Origin of the sequence: Rothia sp. HSID18069 (assembly GCF_003989155.1) — a bacterium.
Taxonomy (GTDB): Bacteria; Actinomycetota; Actinomycetes; order Actinomycetales; family Micrococcaceae; genus Rothia; species Rothia aeria.
On sequence record NZ_RBMG01000002.1, the window covers coordinates 316,630 to 335,017 of the forward strand.

The 18,388-nt window shown below is 58.5% G+C and carries 13 protein-coding genes, 1 tRNA gene and 1 other RNA gene; 8 read left to right on the forward strand and 7 right to left on the reverse strand.

Features of this window, described 5'->3' with window-relative positions; all coding sequences use genetic code 11:
- Positions 1 to 47: 47 nt before the first annotated feature.
- From D8M41_RS07170 to D8M41_RS07185, 4 genes are all read right to left on the reverse strand, one after another.
- Entirely contained in the window at positions 48 to 2,267 is a 2,220-nt protein-coding gene (locus tag D8M41_RS07170) for a TerD family protein (RefSeq protein ID WP_126926688.1), read from the reverse strand.
- 360 nt (positions 2,268 to 2,627) lie between these two features.
- Positions 2,628 to 3,272, reverse strand: coding sequence for a LutC/YkgG family protein (locus D8M41_RS07175; RefSeq protein ID WP_006888611.1), 645 nt, complete (start codon positions 3,270 to 3,272; stop codon positions 2,628 to 2,630).
- Entirely contained in the window at positions 3,273 to 4,898 is a 1,626-nt protein-coding gene (locus D8M41_RS07180) for a LutB/LldF family L-lactate oxidation iron-sulfur protein (RefSeq protein ID WP_006888387.1), read from the reverse strand.
- Between the two features lie 11 nt (positions 4,899 to 4,909).
- Complete coding sequence (locus D8M41_RS07185) at positions 4,910 to 5,701, reverse strand: (Fe-S)-binding protein (protein WP_006888621.1); 792 nt, start codon at positions 5,699 to 5,701, stop codon at positions 4,910 to 4,912.
- Between the two features lie 705 nt (positions 5,702 to 6,406).
- On the opposite strand from D8M41_RS07185, the gene D8M41_RS07190 reads away from it, so the two are divergent.
- The 4 genes from D8M41_RS07190 (at position 6,407) to D8M41_RS07205 (ending at position 11,064) form a co-directional block, all read left to right on the forward strand.
- The gene (locus tag D8M41_RS07190; protein WP_126926689.1) at positions 6,407 to 8,080 is read left to right on the forward strand and encodes an L-lactate permease; all 1,674 of its coding nucleotides are present in this window, start codon (positions 6,407 to 6,409) and stop codon (positions 8,078 to 8,080) included.
- A gap of 261 nt (positions 8,081 to 8,341) precedes the next feature.
- Entirely contained in the window at positions 8,342 to 9,145 is an 804-nt protein-coding gene (locus D8M41_RS07195; protein WP_052029893.1) for a FadR/GntR family transcriptional regulator, read from the forward strand.
- Between the two features lie 185 nt (positions 9,146 to 9,330).
- Complete coding sequence (locus D8M41_RS07200; RefSeq protein ID WP_006888545.1) at positions 9,331 to 10,152, forward strand: hypothetical protein; 822 nt, start codon at positions 9,331 to 9,333, stop codon at positions 10,150 to 10,152.
- A gap of 201 nt (positions 10,153 to 10,353) precedes the next feature.
- Positions 10,354 to 11,064 (forward strand): TetR/AcrR family transcriptional regulator, encoded by a 711-nt coding sequence (locus D8M41_RS07205; RefSeq protein WP_094758656.1) that lies wholly within the window; start codon positions 10,354 to 10,356, stop codon positions 11,062 to 11,064.
- Between the two features lie 114 nt (positions 11,065 to 11,178).
- On the opposite strand, the gene D8M41_RS07210 is transcribed toward D8M41_RS07205, so the two are convergent.
- Both D8M41_RS07210 and D8M41_RS07215 read right to left on the reverse strand, forming a co-directional pair.
- Entirely contained in the window at positions 11,179 to 11,520 is a 342-nt protein-coding gene (locus D8M41_RS07210; protein ID WP_006888516.1) for a type II toxin-antitoxin system VapB family antitoxin, read from the reverse strand.
- Positions 11,521 to 11,747: 227 nt separating this feature from the next.
- Positions 11,748 to 11,832 (reverse strand) — tRNA-Ser (locus D8M41_RS07215).
- Positions 11,833 to 11,962: 130 nt separating this feature from the next.
- Between D8M41_RS07215 and ffs the strand changes: the two genes are divergently transcribed.
- The 3 genes from ffs (at position 11,963) to recR (ending at position 16,395) form a co-directional block, all read left to right on the forward strand.
- Positions 11,963 to 12,059, forward strand: an RNA gene (ffs, locus tag D8M41_RS07220) — signal recognition particle sRNA small type.
- 149 nt (positions 12,060 to 12,208) lie between these two features.
- On the forward strand, positions 12,209 to 15,127 hold the full coding sequence (locus D8M41_RS07225; RefSeq protein ID WP_126926690.1) for a DNA polymerase III subunit gamma and tau: 2,919 nt from the start codon (positions 12,209 to 12,211) through the stop codon (positions 15,125 to 15,127).
- Positions 15,128 to 15,318: 191 nt separating this feature from the next.
- Positions 15,319 to 16,395, forward strand: a complete 1,077-nt coding sequence (recR, locus tag D8M41_RS07230; RefSeq protein ID WP_037235935.1) for a recombination mediator RecR — start codon at positions 15,319 to 15,321, stop codon at positions 16,393 to 16,395.
- Positions 16,396 to 16,476: 81 nt separating this feature from the next.
- On the opposite strand, the gene D8M41_RS07235 is transcribed toward recR, so the two are convergent.
- Positions 16,477 to 16,863 carry a hypothetical protein gene (locus tag D8M41_RS07235; RefSeq protein WP_126926691.1) on the reverse strand — a complete coding sequence of 129 codons (387 nt, stop codon included), beginning with the start codon at positions 16,861 to 16,863 and terminating at the stop codon, positions 16,477 to 16,479.
- Positions 16,864 to 16,990: 127 nt separating this feature from the next.
- Here D8M41_RS07235 and D8M41_RS07240 point away from each other — a divergent pair, with 127 nt between their 5' ends.
- A complete protein-coding gene (locus D8M41_RS07240) occupies positions 16,991 to 18,286 on the forward strand; it encodes an aspartate kinase (RefSeq protein WP_006888570.1) in 1,296 nt (431 codons plus the stop codon).
- Positions 18,287 to 18,388 lie beyond the last annotated feature (102 nt).

Consider the following 18,388-nt stretch of genomic DNA (forward strand, 5'->3'; position numbering starts at 1 on the left):
TTTCGCTCCATACCAGGAAGTCCCGGTATGACCCATGGGCTATTGTGTTACAGCCCTTTATACCGGTAGAGCTGGCTGAGCGAGGCAACCGTCGGCTGAAGCACAATATCAGCTTCCTCATCTTCCCCCACCACGGTGGCACCGGTCAGGTTCAGGTAGTCAGCCACCGTAAACGGTGCATAGTGGGCGAACAGCTCGAACATGGCCTTCACGACGGGGCCAGACTCTATAACATTCACCCCGGAACGAATACCCACGTCCGTAATCGTCATGGTGCGCTCCTTCAGATCCAAAATCAGCGGCAGCGAACCGCGCGCCCGCGACGTGAGCGTGAACTTGGCGCGCACCTGACTCACCTCATGCACATTCTTACCCACGCCAACACGCGGTAAAAGCATGAACCCGGCGAACAGGTCGTTCACATCCGCAAGGGTGTTCTCCCCGCTGTGCCCTGCGTAAAGCTGCACGGTGGGCACCGCGTACCGCACCCGGTCCTCACGGGCCTGCGCAATTTTCAGGTCAATAAACTCCCACGCGCCGCCGGTTCCGTTCGTCACATCCCCCGAATGGTAGCAGTACTTTTTAGCCCGCTGACTGCCGTACCACACGCGGTCTAGCAGCGCACCTTTCGCGTCGTACAGCAGCACCGAAAGGTCAACATCGGCGGGTGAGTTCCAGTAGGTGAACAACCGAATCACGCTGTTCTTAGCGGGGCTTTTCGCCTGCATCGCCTGAGGGTCAAGCCGCACACGGTTGTAGCGGCTCAGCCCCAGCAGAGACTCGCTGGCGTTACGGTTACCCAGAGGCATAGCTAAGGAAGCCACATCGTGAGGAACATGCACACGAACCCCGCTCAGCCGCCCCAACAAACCGCTCTTCACGGCGTGCAGGCCCAACTCAAGCTGCCTTTGGGTGTACGAGCCAGCGGGGACCACCGACCCCACCCCTGCCTTATCAATCACGAGGCGGTGCTGCCCCGAACCAGCAGCTATATTCGTGTACATATTGTGCATCTGCACCAGAAGAGGCGCAGCCACACGCGGCGCCACCTGGCAGAACGCGTCAGCAACCTGCTGCTGATCGCCGCTGAAGTACCGCAAGGCCCGGTTGAGCTGACGCGCAAACACCCCGGGGCGGCGGGACAGCACCCGCGTTACCTTATCCACATCACAGCTGCGGTAGGCGGCATCCACCTCAGACTCATAACTGCGCATTTCACCGTTGTAGAGGGCGTCAGCCCACACATTCAGGTACACGAGGGAGGGGTATTCCCCGGGGTGGATGGTGCGTGCCAGTCGTTTAAAACGCTCCGCGTGCGTGGCGGTGTCGTAGCAGGCGGCCTCATAGTCGCGCTCGCAAAGGGTATTAATGAGCCGAGCTATGAACGTGCGCTGATGGCGGCGCAGCTTAAACCGGCTGGGGTCACTCAGGCTCAGATCTCCTTCAGTCCCCAGCAGGTTAATGTTGCTAAGAGCCACCGCAATGCGCAGCACCTCATTGAGGGTGCGCGCCTGGTGGGCGTAATCGGTGGATATTGCGGCCGCCAAAAACGCCAGGTTCTCACGGAATGCGAACGGCCCCTCTAGGGTGGGCAGTGCATCATAAAACACCAGGTGGGTAGCGAGGGTAAGCAGATCGGCCCGGTCGAATTCGCTGTACACCTGGTTCTGGGTTGCAATTTCGGTGAAGAGCGAGCATATTAGCGGCACGATGCGCCCTTCACCACGCAGCAGCACCACCTCACGCTGATCCCGTTCACTGTTGGACAGTTCCCCACGCTCGCACGCCAGCTGCCAGTCGTACGGGCGGAAATCGGTAATGACCTGCGCATCGGGAATATCACCGTAGGGTTGGTTATTGGCAAACCACCAGATCGCGTCACAGCAGGGGCAGGCAACGGTGTACAGGCACAAGTGTTTCGCCATTTCTCTGCGGCCCATAAACCGGGTAACGTAGTGAAGCATCTGCTCCGTGTACCTCTGTGTATCAGTGAGGGTGGGCTCGATAATATCGAAGTCTTTACGGAAGGCGCACCCACCCCGGTCACCGCCGTGCAGGTGCTTCCAATCTGCGATAAGATCGGCCAGCTCATGCTCACTCATGCGCATGAGGGTTTTCTGGCTTTCGGTGGAGAGGACCATCCCCAGCTCGGCGAGCACACGCACACGCTGATGCAGCTCATGTTGCGGAACAGGGTCGGACGCGAGGACGCTATTAAGAGGGTAAATGCCGGTACGGCGGAGGATGACCTGCTGCAACTGTGCCATTGGTGCTGTCTTTCTACTGGACCCCAGTCCTTGCTGGAGGTGGCTGGCGCTTCCCCCGCGCCCATACCGGATTACGGGTGTACGGGGGTGCACGTTCCACGTTTTTGTGGAACATAACAGGATATTCTTGTTGGTACTCTTCTGTCAATGTAGCGGTTTTCGAGACGCACCAGTACTCATAACAGCTTATTTTTATACTGTTATTTCGAGGTCTCTCCCGCCCACTTTAGGTATCTCTGCACAGCGCAAACACGGTCTGCCGATAACCATTTGCATAGTATAAATATGTGTACGAGTCATCCCCCTGCACCCGAACGGCACAGGGGGATGATAAGCACTTTATGAGTGTCCCTTATGGGCTTACTGGTCGAGAATAATCACGTCCAGGGTACGCGGGCCGTGCACACCCTCCACGCGGATCAGCTCAATATCACTGGTTGCCGAAGGGCCGGAAATCATGGTCACCGGGCGCTCATAGGTGATGCGATCGATCGCCTCAGGCACCAGCTCAACCACGGTAGAGCGGGGAACCACACAAATATGGTGGTCTGGTACCAGCGAGATTGCGCGCCGCCCCTCATCCTGGTTGGAGTTCAAGAAGATCGTTCCGGTCTCAGCGCAGGAAACGGTTGAGGAGGTGACCACCGCATCCACAGCATCCAGCTGGTGCACCGTCAGGGCACCCGGCTCCAGGGTGCTGCCGGAGTCGGTGAAACAGGTGCGGGTGGGGGTGTCTTCCGGCAGCCACTGCCGGTTCAGGCCCACGGGAACCACATAGTGCGAGGTCTCCCCCAGCCGCTCAGCGATCACATCCGCAATATTCGCTTCGGTCGCTTCGAACACGTTCGCCTTGTAATCAACGAGGCGGTCCACGAGCATCTCAATGGTCTGCTCCTGGTTCAGGTGGCTCACCCGGCGGTAGTTACGCTGGGGTTCCGGCGCCACGGGCGCATCCGCGAGGGAAGTACGGATGCGGGCGAGGATGTCTTCTTTAGCTGATGACATTTATGCATTCTCCTTGGGGTCATGCGCTGCCTGAGCGTCCATCGCAGCCTTGGCGTTAGCGGCAGCCTCAGCGGCCTTGCCCTTATTCGCTTCAATGAGGGCTGCAATATCCACGCGCTGGGCGCTGTCGCGGGCGGGTGCGCCTGACTTTTCTTTACGCCACCAGTTGCGGAACGATTCCTTGGGCGGTTCGGGGATGTCGCGGTATTCAGTCCAACCGCCCACAATACCGGGCAGTTTAGAGATCTTGTGCTTCTTGCCGGTAATCAGGCGTGACATGGGCAAACCACGCTCGGCGACTGCCATCATCTTACCCGAGGAGAACAGCTTCTTAGCGCCGTACATCATGGCATCCATCTGGGTGGGTGCGTGTTTCTTCGCGTGCTTTGCCTCAACATCCTTACCGCGCAGGTGCACCAGCACCTCGGGGAAGTTGATCTTCACGGGGCACGCTTCGTAGCAGGCACCGCACAGCGAAGATGCGTACGGCAGCGAGTTATTGTGCGCCGCCTCAATACCGGAAAGCTGGGGCGAAAGAATCGCACCGATCGGGCCGGGGTAGGTGGAGCCGTAGGCGTGACCACCGGCGCGCTCGTACACGGGGCACACGTTCATGCAGGCGGAGCAGCGGATGCAGCGCAGCGCCTGGCGTCCCAGTTCATCGGCCAGCACGGCGGTACGGCCGTTATCGATGAGGATTACGTGCAGGTTCTGCGGGCCGTCACCGGGGGTTACGCCCGTCCACATGGAGGTGTAGGGGTTCATGCGCTCACCGGTGGAGGAGCGCGGCAGAAGCTGCAGGAATGCCTCGTAGTCCTGGAAGGTGGGCAGCAGCTTCTCAATACCCATGAACGAGATGAGGGTATCGGGTAGGGTCAGGCACATACGGCCGTTGCCTTCGGATTCTACGATGGTCATGGTGCCGGTGTCAGCGATACCGAAGTTCACGCCCGAAACGGCGACCTTGGTCGAGAGGAATTTCTCGCGCAGACGGTTACGCGATGCCTCCGCAAGCTCGGCGGGTTCATCGGTAATATCCGGGTTAATGCCTTCAATCTTCTTGAGGAAGATATCGCGGATTTCGCGGCGGTTACGGTGAATTGCCGGAACCAGAATGTGCGAGGGGCGGTCTTCGCCCAGCTGCACGATTTCTTCCGCAAGGTCGGTCTCAATGGCGTTAATGCCGTTCTCTTCCAAGAACTCGTTCAGACCGGTTTCGGCAGTTGCCATGGACTTGATCTTAATAATCTCGTCCACACCCTGTTCGCGAATCAGCTCGAGAGCGATCTGGTTTGCTTCGTGAGCATCGCGCGCCCAGTGCACGTGCCCGCCGCGCGCGGTAAAGTTACGCTCGAACTGCTCCAGCATCTGCGGCAGGTTGTACAGCACATAGTTCTTCACCATTTCGCCGGTGGTGCGCAGGTCCTGCCAGTCGGGCAGTTCGCTGGTGACGCGGGCACGCTTATTGCGAATAGCGTGGGTTACGAACCGCAGGTTATTGCGCAGCTGGTCATTCTTCAGCTCACGTTTGGCGTATTCGGGGAACGGTTCGTTCTCAAAGATATTGCCTTCGCCGTAGTGCACGACCTTCGGCATACCCAGGGGGATTGCGGTGGAAGTCATCATCAACCTACTTTCTATGCGAAGGCGAGTTCTACGTTGCCGTCAATCTTCAGCGGATTCGCTTTAGTGGAGGCGAGGATTTCGGCAAAGTGAATGGTTTTTACGGGTGAGCCTTTACGGGAGAGAGCGCCGCCAATATTCATCAGGCAGGAGCAGTCGCCGCCGGTGCATACGGATGCGCCGGTCTTCTCAACGTTGGTTGCTTTGTCTTCAACCATCGCACCGGAAACATCGGCGTTCTTGAACGAAAAGGTTCCGCCGAAGCCGCAGCACTGGTCGAGGTCCTCAATTTCGGTGTACTTAATGCCTTCAACGGTGCGCACCAGATCCTGCTGACGGGTTCCCAGGTGCAGCAGGCGCATACCGTGGCATGAGCTGTGGTAGGTCACGTGCTCGGGGAAGTAAGAACCAAGCTGCTCGGCGGCGTTGGTAATGCCCAGAACGTCAATCAGCAGCTGGGACAGTTCAAAGGTGCGGGCTGCAATTTGCTCGGCTTTGACAGCAAGCGCCTCATCACCTTTGCGGCGAGCGATCATGGGCTGCTGGTGCCCCAGGGAAGCCACACAGGAGCCAGACGGCGCCACAGCTACGTCCCAGTCCCAGGCGGAGAATGCATCAACATGGTTCTTGACAATGGGGTAGGCGTCGTCGAAGTAGCCGGAGTTCACGTGCATCTGGGAGCAACAGGTCTGCCCGGGAGGGTATACCACCTCGTGCCCCAGACGTTCAAGGATTTCAACGGTCGCACGTGCCACGCGCGGATACATGCCGTCTACAATGCATGTTGAGAAAAGTGCGATGCGCATGTTTATTGTCCGCTCCTTTCCTGGTTAATTAAATTTTTCTCGCCGCCTCTTTAAGTGGGAAGACGCCTGCTGTTGCAGCGGCGGTTTCGCACCAGCGCGGCAGCATAGCTGCTAGGTGTTAGCGTTCCTTGATATGCCGGGTCACAGAGGCAGGCGGGGCGGAAAAATCTAGGTGTTAAACTTTTCTTTCTTACAGTACATTTAACACTATCGGTCGGGCATTTCTTTAATTTAAATACCGCACATTTTTTTCACCAAATTATTTTTAAGGTTTACCTTATTTTTAGGGTTGCCACACCCTTTTTAAGGTCATGCCACCCCTACCTCTGAGGGTGGGACTTAAGATTTTCTCCCCCAAACGCACCAGCGGGGCCTAAACCCCTACCGCTTCTTCCTGACTGCCAGCGTCTTGAAACAGGCACTCCCCAGACTAACGAGGGTATTTCCCCCGCCCCTTGCAATCACATTAAGCCGCGTGCCGAATCGTGAAATATTTTCCATATGCTTCTCATAGCGCGGTTTTACCAGCATGTACACCCTGCAACCACCCCACCCTACTTGCCCCACGTGAGCAGCATCATGTAACCTTCAAACTAGCACTTTATTGGTCTGACCACATACCCCTGCGGTCTATAGAACAGCAGCGGGCTACCTTACCGGGTAATGTCTGACCACACATCTATTCCTGTACCAAAGGAGTTACCAGTGGATAAGTTCACTGCCGTCACCGATGCCGTGGGAGGAAGCCTCGCACTGAGCGCGCTTGTGGCAACCATACCGCTGCTGACCTTCTTCATCATGCTACTCGTCGTCAAGGCACGCGCACACTGGTCGGCGCTGGTGGCACTTGCCGCATCCATCCTGGTGGCAAGCCTCGGCTTTACGATGCCATTCGACTTGGCAGGACTCAGTGCGGTGCGCGGCGCTATCTACGGTTTGGTCATCTGCTGGGTGATTCTGGGGGCTATCTGGTTCTACCAGATCACCGTGCTCTCAGGGCGTTTTGAAGATCTGCGCCGCACCTTTGACCGTCTCGGCGGCGGTGATTTGCGCATCCAGGCAATCCTCATTGCGTTCTGCTTCGGTGGCCTGCTTGAGGCTCTGGCTGGCTTCGGTGCCCCCGTGGCAATTACCGCAACCATGATTCTTGCTCTCGGCGTGAAGCCGCTCAAAGCAGCTATTACCGTGCTTCTTGCTAACACCGCTCCTGTGGCGTTCGGCGCCGTCGCCGTCCCGATTGTGACCGCAGGCGATGTTGGCGGCAAAGACCCGCACGTTATTGCAACCATCGTTGGTCACCAGGCACCGTTCCTGGCAATGTTCGTGCCCGTCATTCTGCTCTTCATCCTCGACGGCATGAAGGGTGTTAAAGATGCATGGCTCCCTGCCTTCGTCATCGGCATTTCCTTCGGTATTGCACAGTGGATCACCGCAGCAACCCCCGCATACAACCTCACCGACGTGGTGGCATGTATCGTCTCGATGGGTGCAGCAGTGCTCTTCCTGCGCTTCTGGAAACCGCGCGGCGTAGAAGGCGTGCGTGAGCGTTACGGCCTGCCTTCACAGGTCGAAGAGAAAGAAGCACTACCTGCCGTGCGTGTGTGGATGGCTCTTCTTCCCTACCTGATCGTGGTTGTTATCTTCGGTCTCGTGAACCTCAATGCCGGTTTGAAGGCATGGCTGAAGACCGTGGCTATTAAAATCAATATCCCCGCGCTCAGCTCCCGTCTGGTCACCAAGGACGGCACACCCGTCAAGGACGCCCCTTACACCTTCACCTGGCTTTCAAACCCCGGTACTCTGCTGATTATCTCGGGCCTGATCGTTGCGGTTGTTTACTTCTTCTTCAACGAGAAGGGGCGGTATGGTTTCAAGTTCCCAGCCGTTTTCGCCGAGTTCGGTTCGGTCATCTACCGTATGCGCTGGACGATTCTGACCATTGCCTCGGTGCTGGCACTGGCATACGTCATGAACTTCTCGGGTCAGACCGTCGCAATGGGTACTTTCTTGGCGGGCTTGGGTACCATCTACGCAGTACTGGCACCGGTGCTGGGCTGGATCGGCACTGCGGTGACCGGCTCGGATACCAGCGCAAACGCGCTCTTCTCCAAGCTACAGGTATCTGCTGCCGAGAATCTGCAGCATGCTGGTGTGAGCGGTGCTACCCCCGAGCTGATGCTTGCAGCAAACACCACCGGTGGTGTGGTCGGCAAGATGATCTCGCCGCAGTCACTGGCTATTGCAGCCACCTCTGTGGATATGGAGGGCAAGGAATCCGACATCCTCAAGGCCGTGGTTCCCTGGTCGTTTGCGATGCTCGTGGTCGTCTGCCTGCTGGTCTTCCTGCAGACCAATATCCTCTCGTTCCTCGTTCCCTAGCCCTTAGGGTTCCGTAACGAGCGAGAGCTGGCGGGGCGGGGCACCACAGGGTGCGCCGCCCCGCCGCTGCACTACCGGAAGGCAGTGCGGGCATCATAAAAATACTGTAGGCTTGCAGAGCACAACATTGGGCGTGGTTCTGTGACGAACCCACCCAGGCGGCGTACACGCCCTCAGGCACCCACCCACAGGGTTTTGCACCCTGGAGAGTTGCACAAGCTAAAAGTCACTTTCAGATTTCACACGAAATGGGACATACTCATGACGCGCACAACAGGCTCAGGGACGATCATGCAAGAGCGTAGTTACAGCATCCTGCTCGAAAACTTTGAACGCAGGCTGCGTCTGGGGGAGCTGCGTGTGGGCGATAGGCTACCATCTGAACGCACCCTAGCCGAACAGTACGGTATTTCACGCCCATCGGTGCGTGAGGCCCTGCGTATTTTGGGGGCTTTGGGGCTGATTCGTTCCAGCACCGGTTCGGGCCCAAAATCCGGCGCTATCGTTATTTCTGAGCCCTCAGATGCGCTCAGTTGGGCGCTTCGCATGCACATTGCCACCCGCAACCTGCCCGTTAAAGACGTGGTTTCCACGCGTTTACTGCTGGAGGGGCCTGCCGCACGTGCCGCCGCGAACACCCCGGATTCTGCTGAGCGTGACCTCGCCTTAGAGAACGCCCGCGAGCACCTGGCGGAGATGGATTCGCCAGATATTTCCAATGAGCGGTTCCATTTCTGCGACACACGTTTTCACTACGAACTATCCCGCTTAAGCGGCAATATTGTGCTCGATACGGTCATTGATTCTTTGCATATGGCCACTATCAGTTACGTGCAGGAGGCGGTTCCGCTGCTGCGTGACTGGGCTGCGGTTAAGCAGACTCTGCAAGATCAGCACCGGGGAATCTATGAGGCGATTTCCACTCGTGATGAAGAGGCCGCCTATGAGCGCGTATGTGAACATATTAAATGGTTCTATTCGCTCTCCGACAGGGCCCGCGAGCAGCAAGAGTGGACGGGTTCTCACCCGGCATCGCAGGTGTTACACACCGACCTTAGGGGGTAAACCTCAGAATCCGCGCAAAAGTTCAGCGGTTTGATACGGCCCCTAACGCAGGGTACGAACGTGGAGTACGCTCAGGCCGATGTTTCCAGTTCACCCGGTAAAATAGGGGTATGAGCAAGAGGGAACCGCGCAAACACACAAATACCGCGCATATCCCCCGTCTGCCATCCCCTCTAAGTACCGCTATGCGCGCTGCACGCCGTGCGGGCCGTATGCTTGAGCCAGCTCTGCTTTCTTCCTCCGAACTGGTGGGATATCTGCCGTTTACCGCGCACGGGCGTACCCTGCACTACCGGGTGGGGAATGCGCACCGTCTGGAAGGCGCAGGTTCCTCTCCCGGTGTGCTTTTCTTCTTTGATGGCGACTATCTGCTGCGCTCCGGCAGCCGCCTGCTGCGGCGCACCTCCACCCTGCGAGAAGAACTATCGGATATCGCGTATCAGCACCGCATGCTTCTGGTACCTGTGCTGGCACCGGGAACCGTTAATGAGGGTGTGCTGCGTGAGGCAACCACGAACTGGTGGGTGCGTGCCCGCGCAAACGGCCGGGTATTCCGCGCCCTCGCTGCAGATCTGCATGAGAGATACGGGTACGACCGATCCCGCGTGTGGCTTGCCGGTTACTCTGGTGGCGCAGAGTTCATTGCCTACGAGCTGCTATTACACGCCGCCGACGCAATGGTAGGAGGAGGCGCCACCCTCATTGGCGGTGGCGGTGCGGACGGCATCCCAACCCAGCACCGCGCCCCCAATATATCCCTCAGTCACCTATTATTGAGCTGGCATGTGGGCGATAAGGACGGCCGCTCCCCCAGACTTCTGAACGACACACGATCCGGTGGGATGTGGTCGGCACAGGTTGCAGCGCAAGAAGGCGGCCAGTTCTATGCGCGGCTTGGTGCGCGCACGGCCCTGCACGTTATGCCGGGGCAAGGGCACCGAAACTACCCCATCACCCAGTTGGTGCGCAATGACCTGGCGATGGCTACCCGCCTGGGGTACCTGTAGCCCCTCATAGTTTGTCCGCAAACCCGCTGCTGATTTCATTGTGCGACTCACCCGCATGGTGTGCCGCGAGCTTTACAAGACACAGGTGATGAACGTAATACTCCCGTTATTTACCCTAAAAGTTGCTGGTTTTTTAAACTTTTTAGGCTAAAAACCTTCACCCATTCGCTATTTACTGACGCATTGCGGTAAAGTGTCACTATGCCTCGTATTTCTGCAGCCACTAACGCCGCCCAGCGTGAGAACACTAAACGTGCCATCCTCGAATCTTTTGGCAAGCTCCTATATTCGCGCGGCCTGCCGGGCCTCACCATGACCGATGTCGCCAAAAATGCTGGCATTGGCCGCACCGCAGTCTATAACTATTTCGCCGACATGGGTGAGCTGCTTGTAGCCTACGCCCTAGACGAGACCGAAAGGTTCATTAAAGAACTTGATGAAGGGCTCGAAGGCGTCGACAACCCCATCGACCAGCTTGCCGTCTATATTCGGCTGCAGATTGAAGACCTTGCACGCCGCCACCTACCCCCCGGGCCGGCCATGCGTTCCATGCTTTCCCCCGAATCCTACGCGAAACTCGGCAAGCACGTGCGGGAGCTGCAGATGGTACTGGCAAATATCCTCTCAGCGGCCATCGCCGAACACTACATCCCCGAAAACGATATCAGGGAACTAGCGATGCTCGTACACGGTTCGCTCTCCTCCAGTGCAGGGCGCACCGAAGACGCCCCCGACGAAGACACCCGTGAACGGCAGATCCAAAGCACCATCCGCTTCATCCAGATGGGCTTGGGTGCACGATTCGACACAGACGGCCAGCCCATCAAGCTAGACGGCGCACCCCAGGCACCCGCCAACGCTCACTCTAACGACGAGTCAAACAGCGAGTCGATGCACCTGAGTATTGCCTAGCCGAACCGTGAGCTGTAAACCCCTCGCAGGTTTCCGGCCTACTGACAGCAGATAGCAAAGAACCCCCGCCGCAAGGTCTCGGGGGTTCTTTGAGTCTATAGGGAAGCTAGTCGCCTAGCCGTTCTGCGCATTAGCGCCCTGCGGCAGCAGCCTGGGGTCAAGCGTATCCAAGTCAAGGATACGCGCGTACATAACAGACCGGCTGTGCAACGCTGTGCGCAAAGCACGATGCAGGCCATCCTCCAAGTAGAGCTCCTGCTGCCATTTAACCACGTGCGGGAACAAGTCACCGAAATAGGTGGAGTCCTCCGCCAGCAGAGTCTCAAGATCAAGTGTTTTCTGAGTAGTGGTCAGCCAATCCAATCTCACCTGCTGTGGCGGAATACTCCCCCAGTCGGCATTCGACATACCGTGCTGGGGGTAAGGCCGGTGGGCACCCACTTTCTTGAAAATCATACCCACTATTTTACGGGGAAATACTGTGTGTTCGCTGTGCGTTACGCCAATGGCGCGGAACAGCAGTCCGTTTTCGTTCTCCCCCTAACTGCCCCGCAACAAGCATGGCAGCCCGCGCCGGCCCACAACAAAGACTCACAAGGAAAAGCTGCGGTTCCTGCAGCTGCCGCGCCCAAGCACCAGAAAGAAAAATCCCCGGCCTCAAAAAATCGAGACCGGGGGAAGAGCGGAGGATGGGGGATTTGAACCCCCGAGGGCGTGAACCCAACACGCGTTCCAGGCGTGCGCCATAGGCCGCTAGGCGAATCCTCCAGCTGAACACCTTACAAAAAGGCGAACGGATAATAGAATACACTACCCACAACGAAAACCTCAACTCCTCCACACCAGCCCCACCCCACACACCCAAATTCACAAGCACCGCAAAATCAGGTAGACTGGTACGTGCCTCTTACGTGGCGTTATCTTGGAAAACTCCCCCAGGACCGGAAGGTAGCAAGGGTATTCGAGCTATGACGGGTGCGTAAGAGGTTTTTTATGCCCAAAACATTTGCAGCAGAAACACACCGTTATAGCGCGCCCACGCTTCGCGGCTTCAGCCCCACGCCGGTAACGAAACCAAGCCCCATGCGTGCATCCGTGAACTAAAATAGTGTAGAACCCCGCGTCGTCAACCAGAAGGTCACCCGTGAGCACAGCACTCTACCGCCGTTACCGCCCCGAGACCTTCGCCGAAGTCATCGGGCAAGAACACGTCACCGAGCCGCTCATTACCGCGCTCACCAACAACCGCGTCAATCACGCCTACCTCTTCTCAGGCCCGCGCGGATGCGGCAAAACCACCTCCGCACGAATCCTGGCACGCTGCCTCAACTGTGCCCAAGGACCAACCCCCACCCCCTGCGGCGTATGCGACTCCTGCCGCGAACTCTCCCGCGACGGCGGCGGCTCCCTCGACGTCATCGAAATGGATGCGGCATCCCACGGCGGCGTAGACCACGCCCGCGACCTGCGTGAACGTGCAACCCTGGCACCCGTGCGCGACCGCTACAAAATCTTCATCATTGACGAAGCGCATATGGTCACCCGCGAAGGGTTCAACGCCCTGCTCAAAATCGTGGAAGAACCGCCCGAGCACATCAAATTCATCTTTGCCACCACAGAACCAAATAAGGTTCTCGGAACCATCCGCTCACGCACCCACCACTACCCGTTCCGGCTGGTACCGCCCGAAGTTCTTCTGCCCTACCTCGAAAAACTCTGCGGCGAAGAGAACGTACCCGTCGAATCCGGTGTGCTTCAACTCGTCATCCGTGCCGGCGGCGGCTCCGTACGCGACTCGCTCTCCATTCTTGACCAGCTTATCGCCGGCGCCAACACCGAATCCGGCATTAGCTACGACCGCGCGGTCGCCCTGCTCGGGTACACGCACGCCCAGCTTCTCGACAACGTGATTGATGCGTTTTCCGCTCAGGATGCGCCCTCCCTCTTCGAGGCGGTCTCGCGGGTGGTGGCGACCGGGCAAGACCCCCGACGTTTCGTCGAAGACCTACTAGAACGCCTGCGTGATTTGATTGTGGTGCAGGCGGTACCGCAGAATGCCGCGCAGATTCTGCAGGGCGTTCCCGCCGATCAGATAGAACGCCTCAAAACGCAGGCGCAAGCCTTCACCACGGCCCAGCTAACCGGCGCGGCGAGCACCGTTAACGAAGTGCTTAATTCTATGACCGGTGCCACCAACCCGCAGCTGCAGCTTGAACTGCTATGCGCGCGGCTGCTGGTTCCTGCAGAAGATACCACCAGGCTCATAGCACGTCTTGAATCCCTGGAACAGCGCATAGCAGCAGGCGGTACCGGCAGCTCCCCCGCCGCACAGCGGGGCGCTGCTCCCTCACCCAACCGGACTACGACCCCCGGGCAGAACAACACAGGACGCGCCGCAGGTTCCGCCGACCAGCAAGCAAACAGCCCATCTGGCACGAACCCTCAGCCCGCCACTCCGCAGGCACCGGTTCACACCGGCCCGGTCTTTAGCAGCCCCACTCCGGGGGATGAACAGCCCCAGCCCGGCACATCACATGATGGTGCAGGCACGGCAGGTAGCGCCCCATCCCACGGGCAGCATCAGCAACAGACTACGCATACCCCACAACCCCCGCGTCCTATGCAGGCGCAGGGTGATCAAGGAACCGCCCACCGCACCGCGGGCGCCTCCCAGCAGCGTCAGACCGCCCGTAACAGTGAGGGTGCATCCGACCCGTTACTATCGGTTCGCGGCAACTGGCGTGTGATCGTGGGGCGTGTGAGTGACCGCTCCGTAACCGAACAGCTGCTGCGCCTCGAACCGGTGCGCTACACCAATGGGGAGCTGTATGTGCGCGCCGATATGCCCACTCTGCGTGCCGTCAAAGCTTCGGTCACTGAGCTCAGTGAGCGCGTGAGCGAATTCCTTCGCGTGAAAGTACGGGTGCGGGCTGAGGTCGCCAAGAAAACGCCGCGTGACGATGTAAAACCGGCTGGCAACCAAACGGGGAACAGTCCTGCTGCGCCCAGCAGCCAAGGCGCTGTGCCGTCTGCGACGCCCACAAGTACTGATACCTCTGCGATTGCTGACGGCCCGCGCGGGGGTGAAGATGCCTGGCGCCGCCACGGCCAGCCCGTGCAGCCGCAGGGCAACGGACAAGACCAGCCGGCGGCAACCAGCGTAGACGACCCTCTATCGGCATGGCAGGTGGCGCCCATCCCACAGGAGGATCCGGCAAGCCCCGCCCCCGAGCCTGAGAACCCTAAAGAGCCCGGTGCGGCAGAGGGACACCCCAAGAATACGGGCAATACCGCGCCAAACCGGGCAGCACATACGCAGACCCCTACCACCGCAGCCTCCACGAGTATGCGGGGCGAAGAGACTCAAAACCCCGCTAAGGGAACTACTCCCCAGCAGGCTGCTCAAAGGGCCTCTCAGAGTTTCACCGAGTCAGCTTACGCTGATTCCCCGGCGGAATACCCCGTGCTCAACGAACACGATGTTCCCCCCGAAGACCCTTACTTTCCGCCAGCCCCCGACCCTGACGTGCATGGTGCAGGCACTCACAGCGCAGGCGATGCCGCAGCACCCCCGCTCTCAGACCCCTCTGAAGAACAGGGGCCGCAGGAACCGGCTGAAACCCCGCCCGAGGATACCGGGCAAGAGCCGCAGCAGCCGTTCGGGGAGCGTGATTCTTTCGCCTCCTCCACCCCTGCTGGTGTGCACGCTGAGAAAGCCGATGAACCTCAGGAAAACAGGGCAGAAGAACAAGAAAAAGAAGAAACATTCGGTTCTTTTTCCACCCCCGACCCCGGGCAGGATTGGGCCCCTGTAGGTGCAGAGACCCTCCCCGGCGGGGCGGCCTCCGAGCCTTCAGAGGATGAAACCACCAACGGGCAGCCCAGCGAGCCTGAGCATTCGACGGCCCCGGCATCTAAAAGTGTATTTGCTGCCGCCTTTGAGGAGGAAGAAAACTTTGAAACCTCAGCGGATGATGAACAGGTAGAGTCCAGTGTGCATGTGGGTCTCAAAGCGGTTGAAAAAATCTTGGGCGGCAAGCTAATCGACGAAACGCCGCTATAGATGCACCCAGCTTGCCAAAGCCCGCAAACTGACCAGATGAAAGCGGTGGCCGCTCCCGCACGATAGGGAAAGCTTGCGGCGAAGAATGACGGTTAAGCGGGCACCAGCAGCAGCACATCCCCTATGCTGTACGGGTACGGGTTTACGGGGCGCGTTTTTGCCCCTGCTACGCGCGTCATAAGAGGAGAATCATGTACGAGGGCGCAGTCCAAAACCTCATCGATGAACTGGGTCGCCTGCCGGGGGTGGGCCCCAAGTCGGCGCAGCGCATCGCCTTCTATATTCTCAACTCTGACGCCTCAGACATGGCGCGCCTGACCACGGCGATTTCAACAGTCAAATCGAGCGTGAGCTTTTGCGAAACATGCGGCAACGTTTCGGAGACGAAACAGTGCGTTATCTGCCGCGATGATCGGCGTGACCCAGCCGTGATTTGCGTGGTTGAGGAGTCCAAGGATGTGGTGGCAATTGAGCGCACCCGTTCCTTCACCGGGCGCTACCATGTGCTGGGCGGGGCTATTAACCCGCTGGCGGGGCTTGGCCCCGAGCAGCTGCGTATTCGTGAGCTGGTCTCGCGCCTGGCGGATGAGCGTGTTCAAGAGATTATTCTGGCGATGGACCCCAACCTTGAGGGAGAAGCGACCGCAACCTACCTTTCACGGATGCTGGTTCCGCTGGGTATTCGCCTCTCACGTCTTGCTTCCGGTCTGCCCGTTGGCGGTGACCTGGAATATGCGGACGAGATTACGCTCGGGCGCGCGCTTGAGGGGCGCCGCGTAATCAGTGAGGGCGCGGGTATCGCCCAAGCGAATGCTGCTGAAGATTTTGAGCAGGTGGTTGAAGAAGAGCAGGCGGAGCGTGAACGTGCGGCTGCTGAGCCGAAGGCGCCGCGTAAACGCTGGAGCGGGAGCATGTTCGACGACCTTGACGATACTCAGGACGGGGCGGGCCCCTCAAACCCTGAAGATGCTGACGAACAGCAGGGAGAAAACAATAATTCTCTGTCGGCTGCCCCTCCATCGCACGGCGAGCAGGCCACCGTTAATGAGGCTCTCATAGAGCAGGTGCTGCAAGACTCCGCCGAGAATCATGCCCCCAAACCAGAGGGTGGCACCTCCGAAATTCCTGTCGAAACAACACGTGCCGACGCATACCGCTCAGCGGACTATGAGGAGCGTATCCGCAAAATCCAGGAGGAGCCACTGCGCACCCCCACCCCTCAGGTGCCGCCTCTGCCGGGCACCAAATATGTTAACCCGTGGGAGTAGCCTGCTCTCAGCCCCATAAGCTGCAGTGAAGACACCCCGTGAAAGTAAGAGTCTCTATGAATGAGCAGCGCACGCAAGTGTTTATGCCGAGGCTTTCTCCCCCGTAACCGCGCGGATCCGCCGGACCCCGGCCACAGCACAGATCAGGAACATCGCCACCACGAGAAGCTGCCCGACCCCCAGGTGGCTGCTCAGCTCAGCAGACTTATTCTTAGCGCCCTCAGCTGTGACAATGGCAACCATCATGTGCGCGTACATCACCCCGTGCACCGCCTGCCCCACCAGCAGACCCCAAATATTAGGCATTACTACCCACGCGCAGAACATGGCGAGCACAGCCACCACATACACAACCACTACCAGTGGTGGGGCGTACGGTGCGTTCACTGCTGCGGTATAAACTTTTTTAAAGGTGACGGCAGGCACAGGAGTGTTTATGGACCCCAGCAGCCTGTAACACTGCGTCATATTTCATGTTCTAATACACATACCCACATAATTCACATGGCGTCCCGCACGCGTCTACTATGGATTAGGAGCCGGGACCACCCCGGCGTTTACCGTTTACACTGCATACCTCACCCGGGGAGTTTTAATGAGCCTGATCGTCCAGAAGTTTGGCGGTTCCTCCGTTGCTGACGCCGAAAGCATTAAGCGTGTGGCGCGCCGCGTGGCGAACACCCGCAAGGCAGGGCACGATGTGGTTGTGGTCGTATCCGCAATGGGCGACACCACCGATGAGCTGCTTGACCTCGCCGCAGAAGTAACCAGCGCAGTCACCCCCTCACGCGAGCTCGATATGCTCCTGACCGCCGGGGAACGCATCTCAATGGCGGCGCTGGCGATGGCAATCAACGATATTGGTGTTCAGGCGAAATCGTTCACAGGCTCACAGGCTGGCATGATCACCGACGGCGTGCACGGTGCGGCGCGGCTGGTTGAGGTGAAGCCGGACCGCATCCGCGAGTCGCTTGAGGCCGGGAACATTGCGATTGTCGCAGGGTTCCAGGGCATGAACCGTCAAAGCAGGGATATTACCACTTTAGGCCGCGGCGGTTCGGATACGACCGCTGTCGCCTTGGCGGCCGCACTAAACGCCGATGTGTGCGAAATTTACTCGGATGTGGACGGCGTGTTCACTGCCGACCCGCGTATTGTCCCTACAGCGCATAAACTAAACACCGTCACTAGCGAAGAAATGCTGGAGATGGCTGCTAACGGGGCGAAGATTCTGCACCTGCGCAGTGTGGAGTATGCGCGACGGTTTAACCTGAAACTGCATGTACGTTCGTCGTTCTCTGAACTTGAAGGAACTATTGTTATCCCGGAGAACTCGGCGGAGCTCACCCCCACCCATCTGAAGGAGATCCCCTTGGAACAGCCCTTGATTTCTGGTGTCGCCCACGACCGCGGGCAGGCCAAGATTACCGTTGTTGGCGTACCGGATGTGCCCGGTTCGGCGGCGCGCGTGTTTGGCCTGATTAACGAGGCGAAGATCAATATCGACATGATTGTGCAGAACGTTTCTACGGACCGCCCGAACGTGACCGATATTTCGTTCACCTTGGACCAGGCGCACGGGCCGCTGGCCCTGCAGGCGCTTGAGAAGGCGCAGGCAGAGATTGGTTTTGAAGAGGTCATCTACAACGAGGCCGTTGGCAAGCTTTCACTCGTGGGTGCGGGCATGAAAACCAACCCGGGTGTTTCGTTCACGTTCTTTGAGGCGCTCAGCAACGCGGGTGTGAACGTCGAGATGATCTCCACCTCCGAGATCCGCATTTCGGTGATTACTGAGCTGTCGAAGCTTGATGATGCGGTGCGTGCCGTGCACACCGCCTTCGCGCTAGACACCGAAGGAGAAGCCACCGTCTACGGCGGGACCGGGCGCTAACCTGGGTTCTACCGATCTATAGAGATGCTAAGAAAAACTTCAAGTTTTTCTTAGCATCTCTATTTTTATCCTATTCCGAGGTTCTCTCAGGCATCCGAAGAC

What these genes read in the sequence shown, in the direction of transcription:
- D8M41_RS07170 (WP_126926688.1), bottom strand. Translation starts at nt 2,267, where the DNA reads ATGGCACAGTTGCAGCAGGTCATCCTCCGCCGTACCGGCATTTACCCT.
- D8M41_RS07235 (WP_126926691.1), bottom strand. Translation starts at nt 16,863, where the DNA reads ATGACGCAGTGTTACAGGCTGCTGGGGTCCATAAACACTCCTGTGCCT.
- D8M41_RS07210 (WP_006888516.1), bottom strand. Translation starts at nt 11,520, where the DNA reads ATGATTTTCAAGAAAGTGGGTGCCCACCGGCCTTACCCCCAGCACGGT.
- D8M41_RS07195 (WP_052029893.1), top strand. Translation starts at nt 8,342, where the DNA reads ATGACGCGCACAACAGGCTCAGGGACGATCATGCAAGAGCGTAGTTAC.
- D8M41_RS07175 (WP_006888611.1), bottom strand. Translation starts at nt 3,272, where the DNA reads ATGTCATCAGCTAAAGAAGACATCCTCGCCCGCATCCGTACTTCCCTC.
- recR (WP_037235935.1), top strand. Translation starts at nt 15,319, where the DNA reads ATGTACGAGGGCGCAGTCCAAAACCTCATCGATGAACTGGGTCGCCTG.
- D8M41_RS07180 (WP_006888387.1), bottom strand. Translation starts at nt 4,898, where the DNA reads ATGATGACTTCCACCGCAATCCCCCTGGGTATGCCGAAGGTCGTGCAC.
- D8M41_RS07240 (WP_006888570.1), top strand. Translation starts at nt 16,991, where the DNA reads ATGAGCCTGATCGTCCAGAAGTTTGGCGGTTCCTCCGTTGCTGACGCC.
- D8M41_RS07205 (WP_094758656.1), top strand. Translation starts at nt 10,354, where the DNA reads ATGCCTCGTATTTCTGCAGCCACTAACGCCGCCCAGCGTGAGAACACT.
- D8M41_RS07185 (WP_006888621.1), bottom strand. Translation starts at nt 5,701, where the DNA reads ATGCGCATCGCACTTTTCTCAACATGCATTGTAGACGGCATGTATCCG.
- D8M41_RS07200 (WP_006888545.1), top strand. Translation starts at nt 9,331, where the DNA reads ATGCGCGCTGCACGCCGTGCGGGCCGTATGCTTGAGCCAGCTCTGCTT.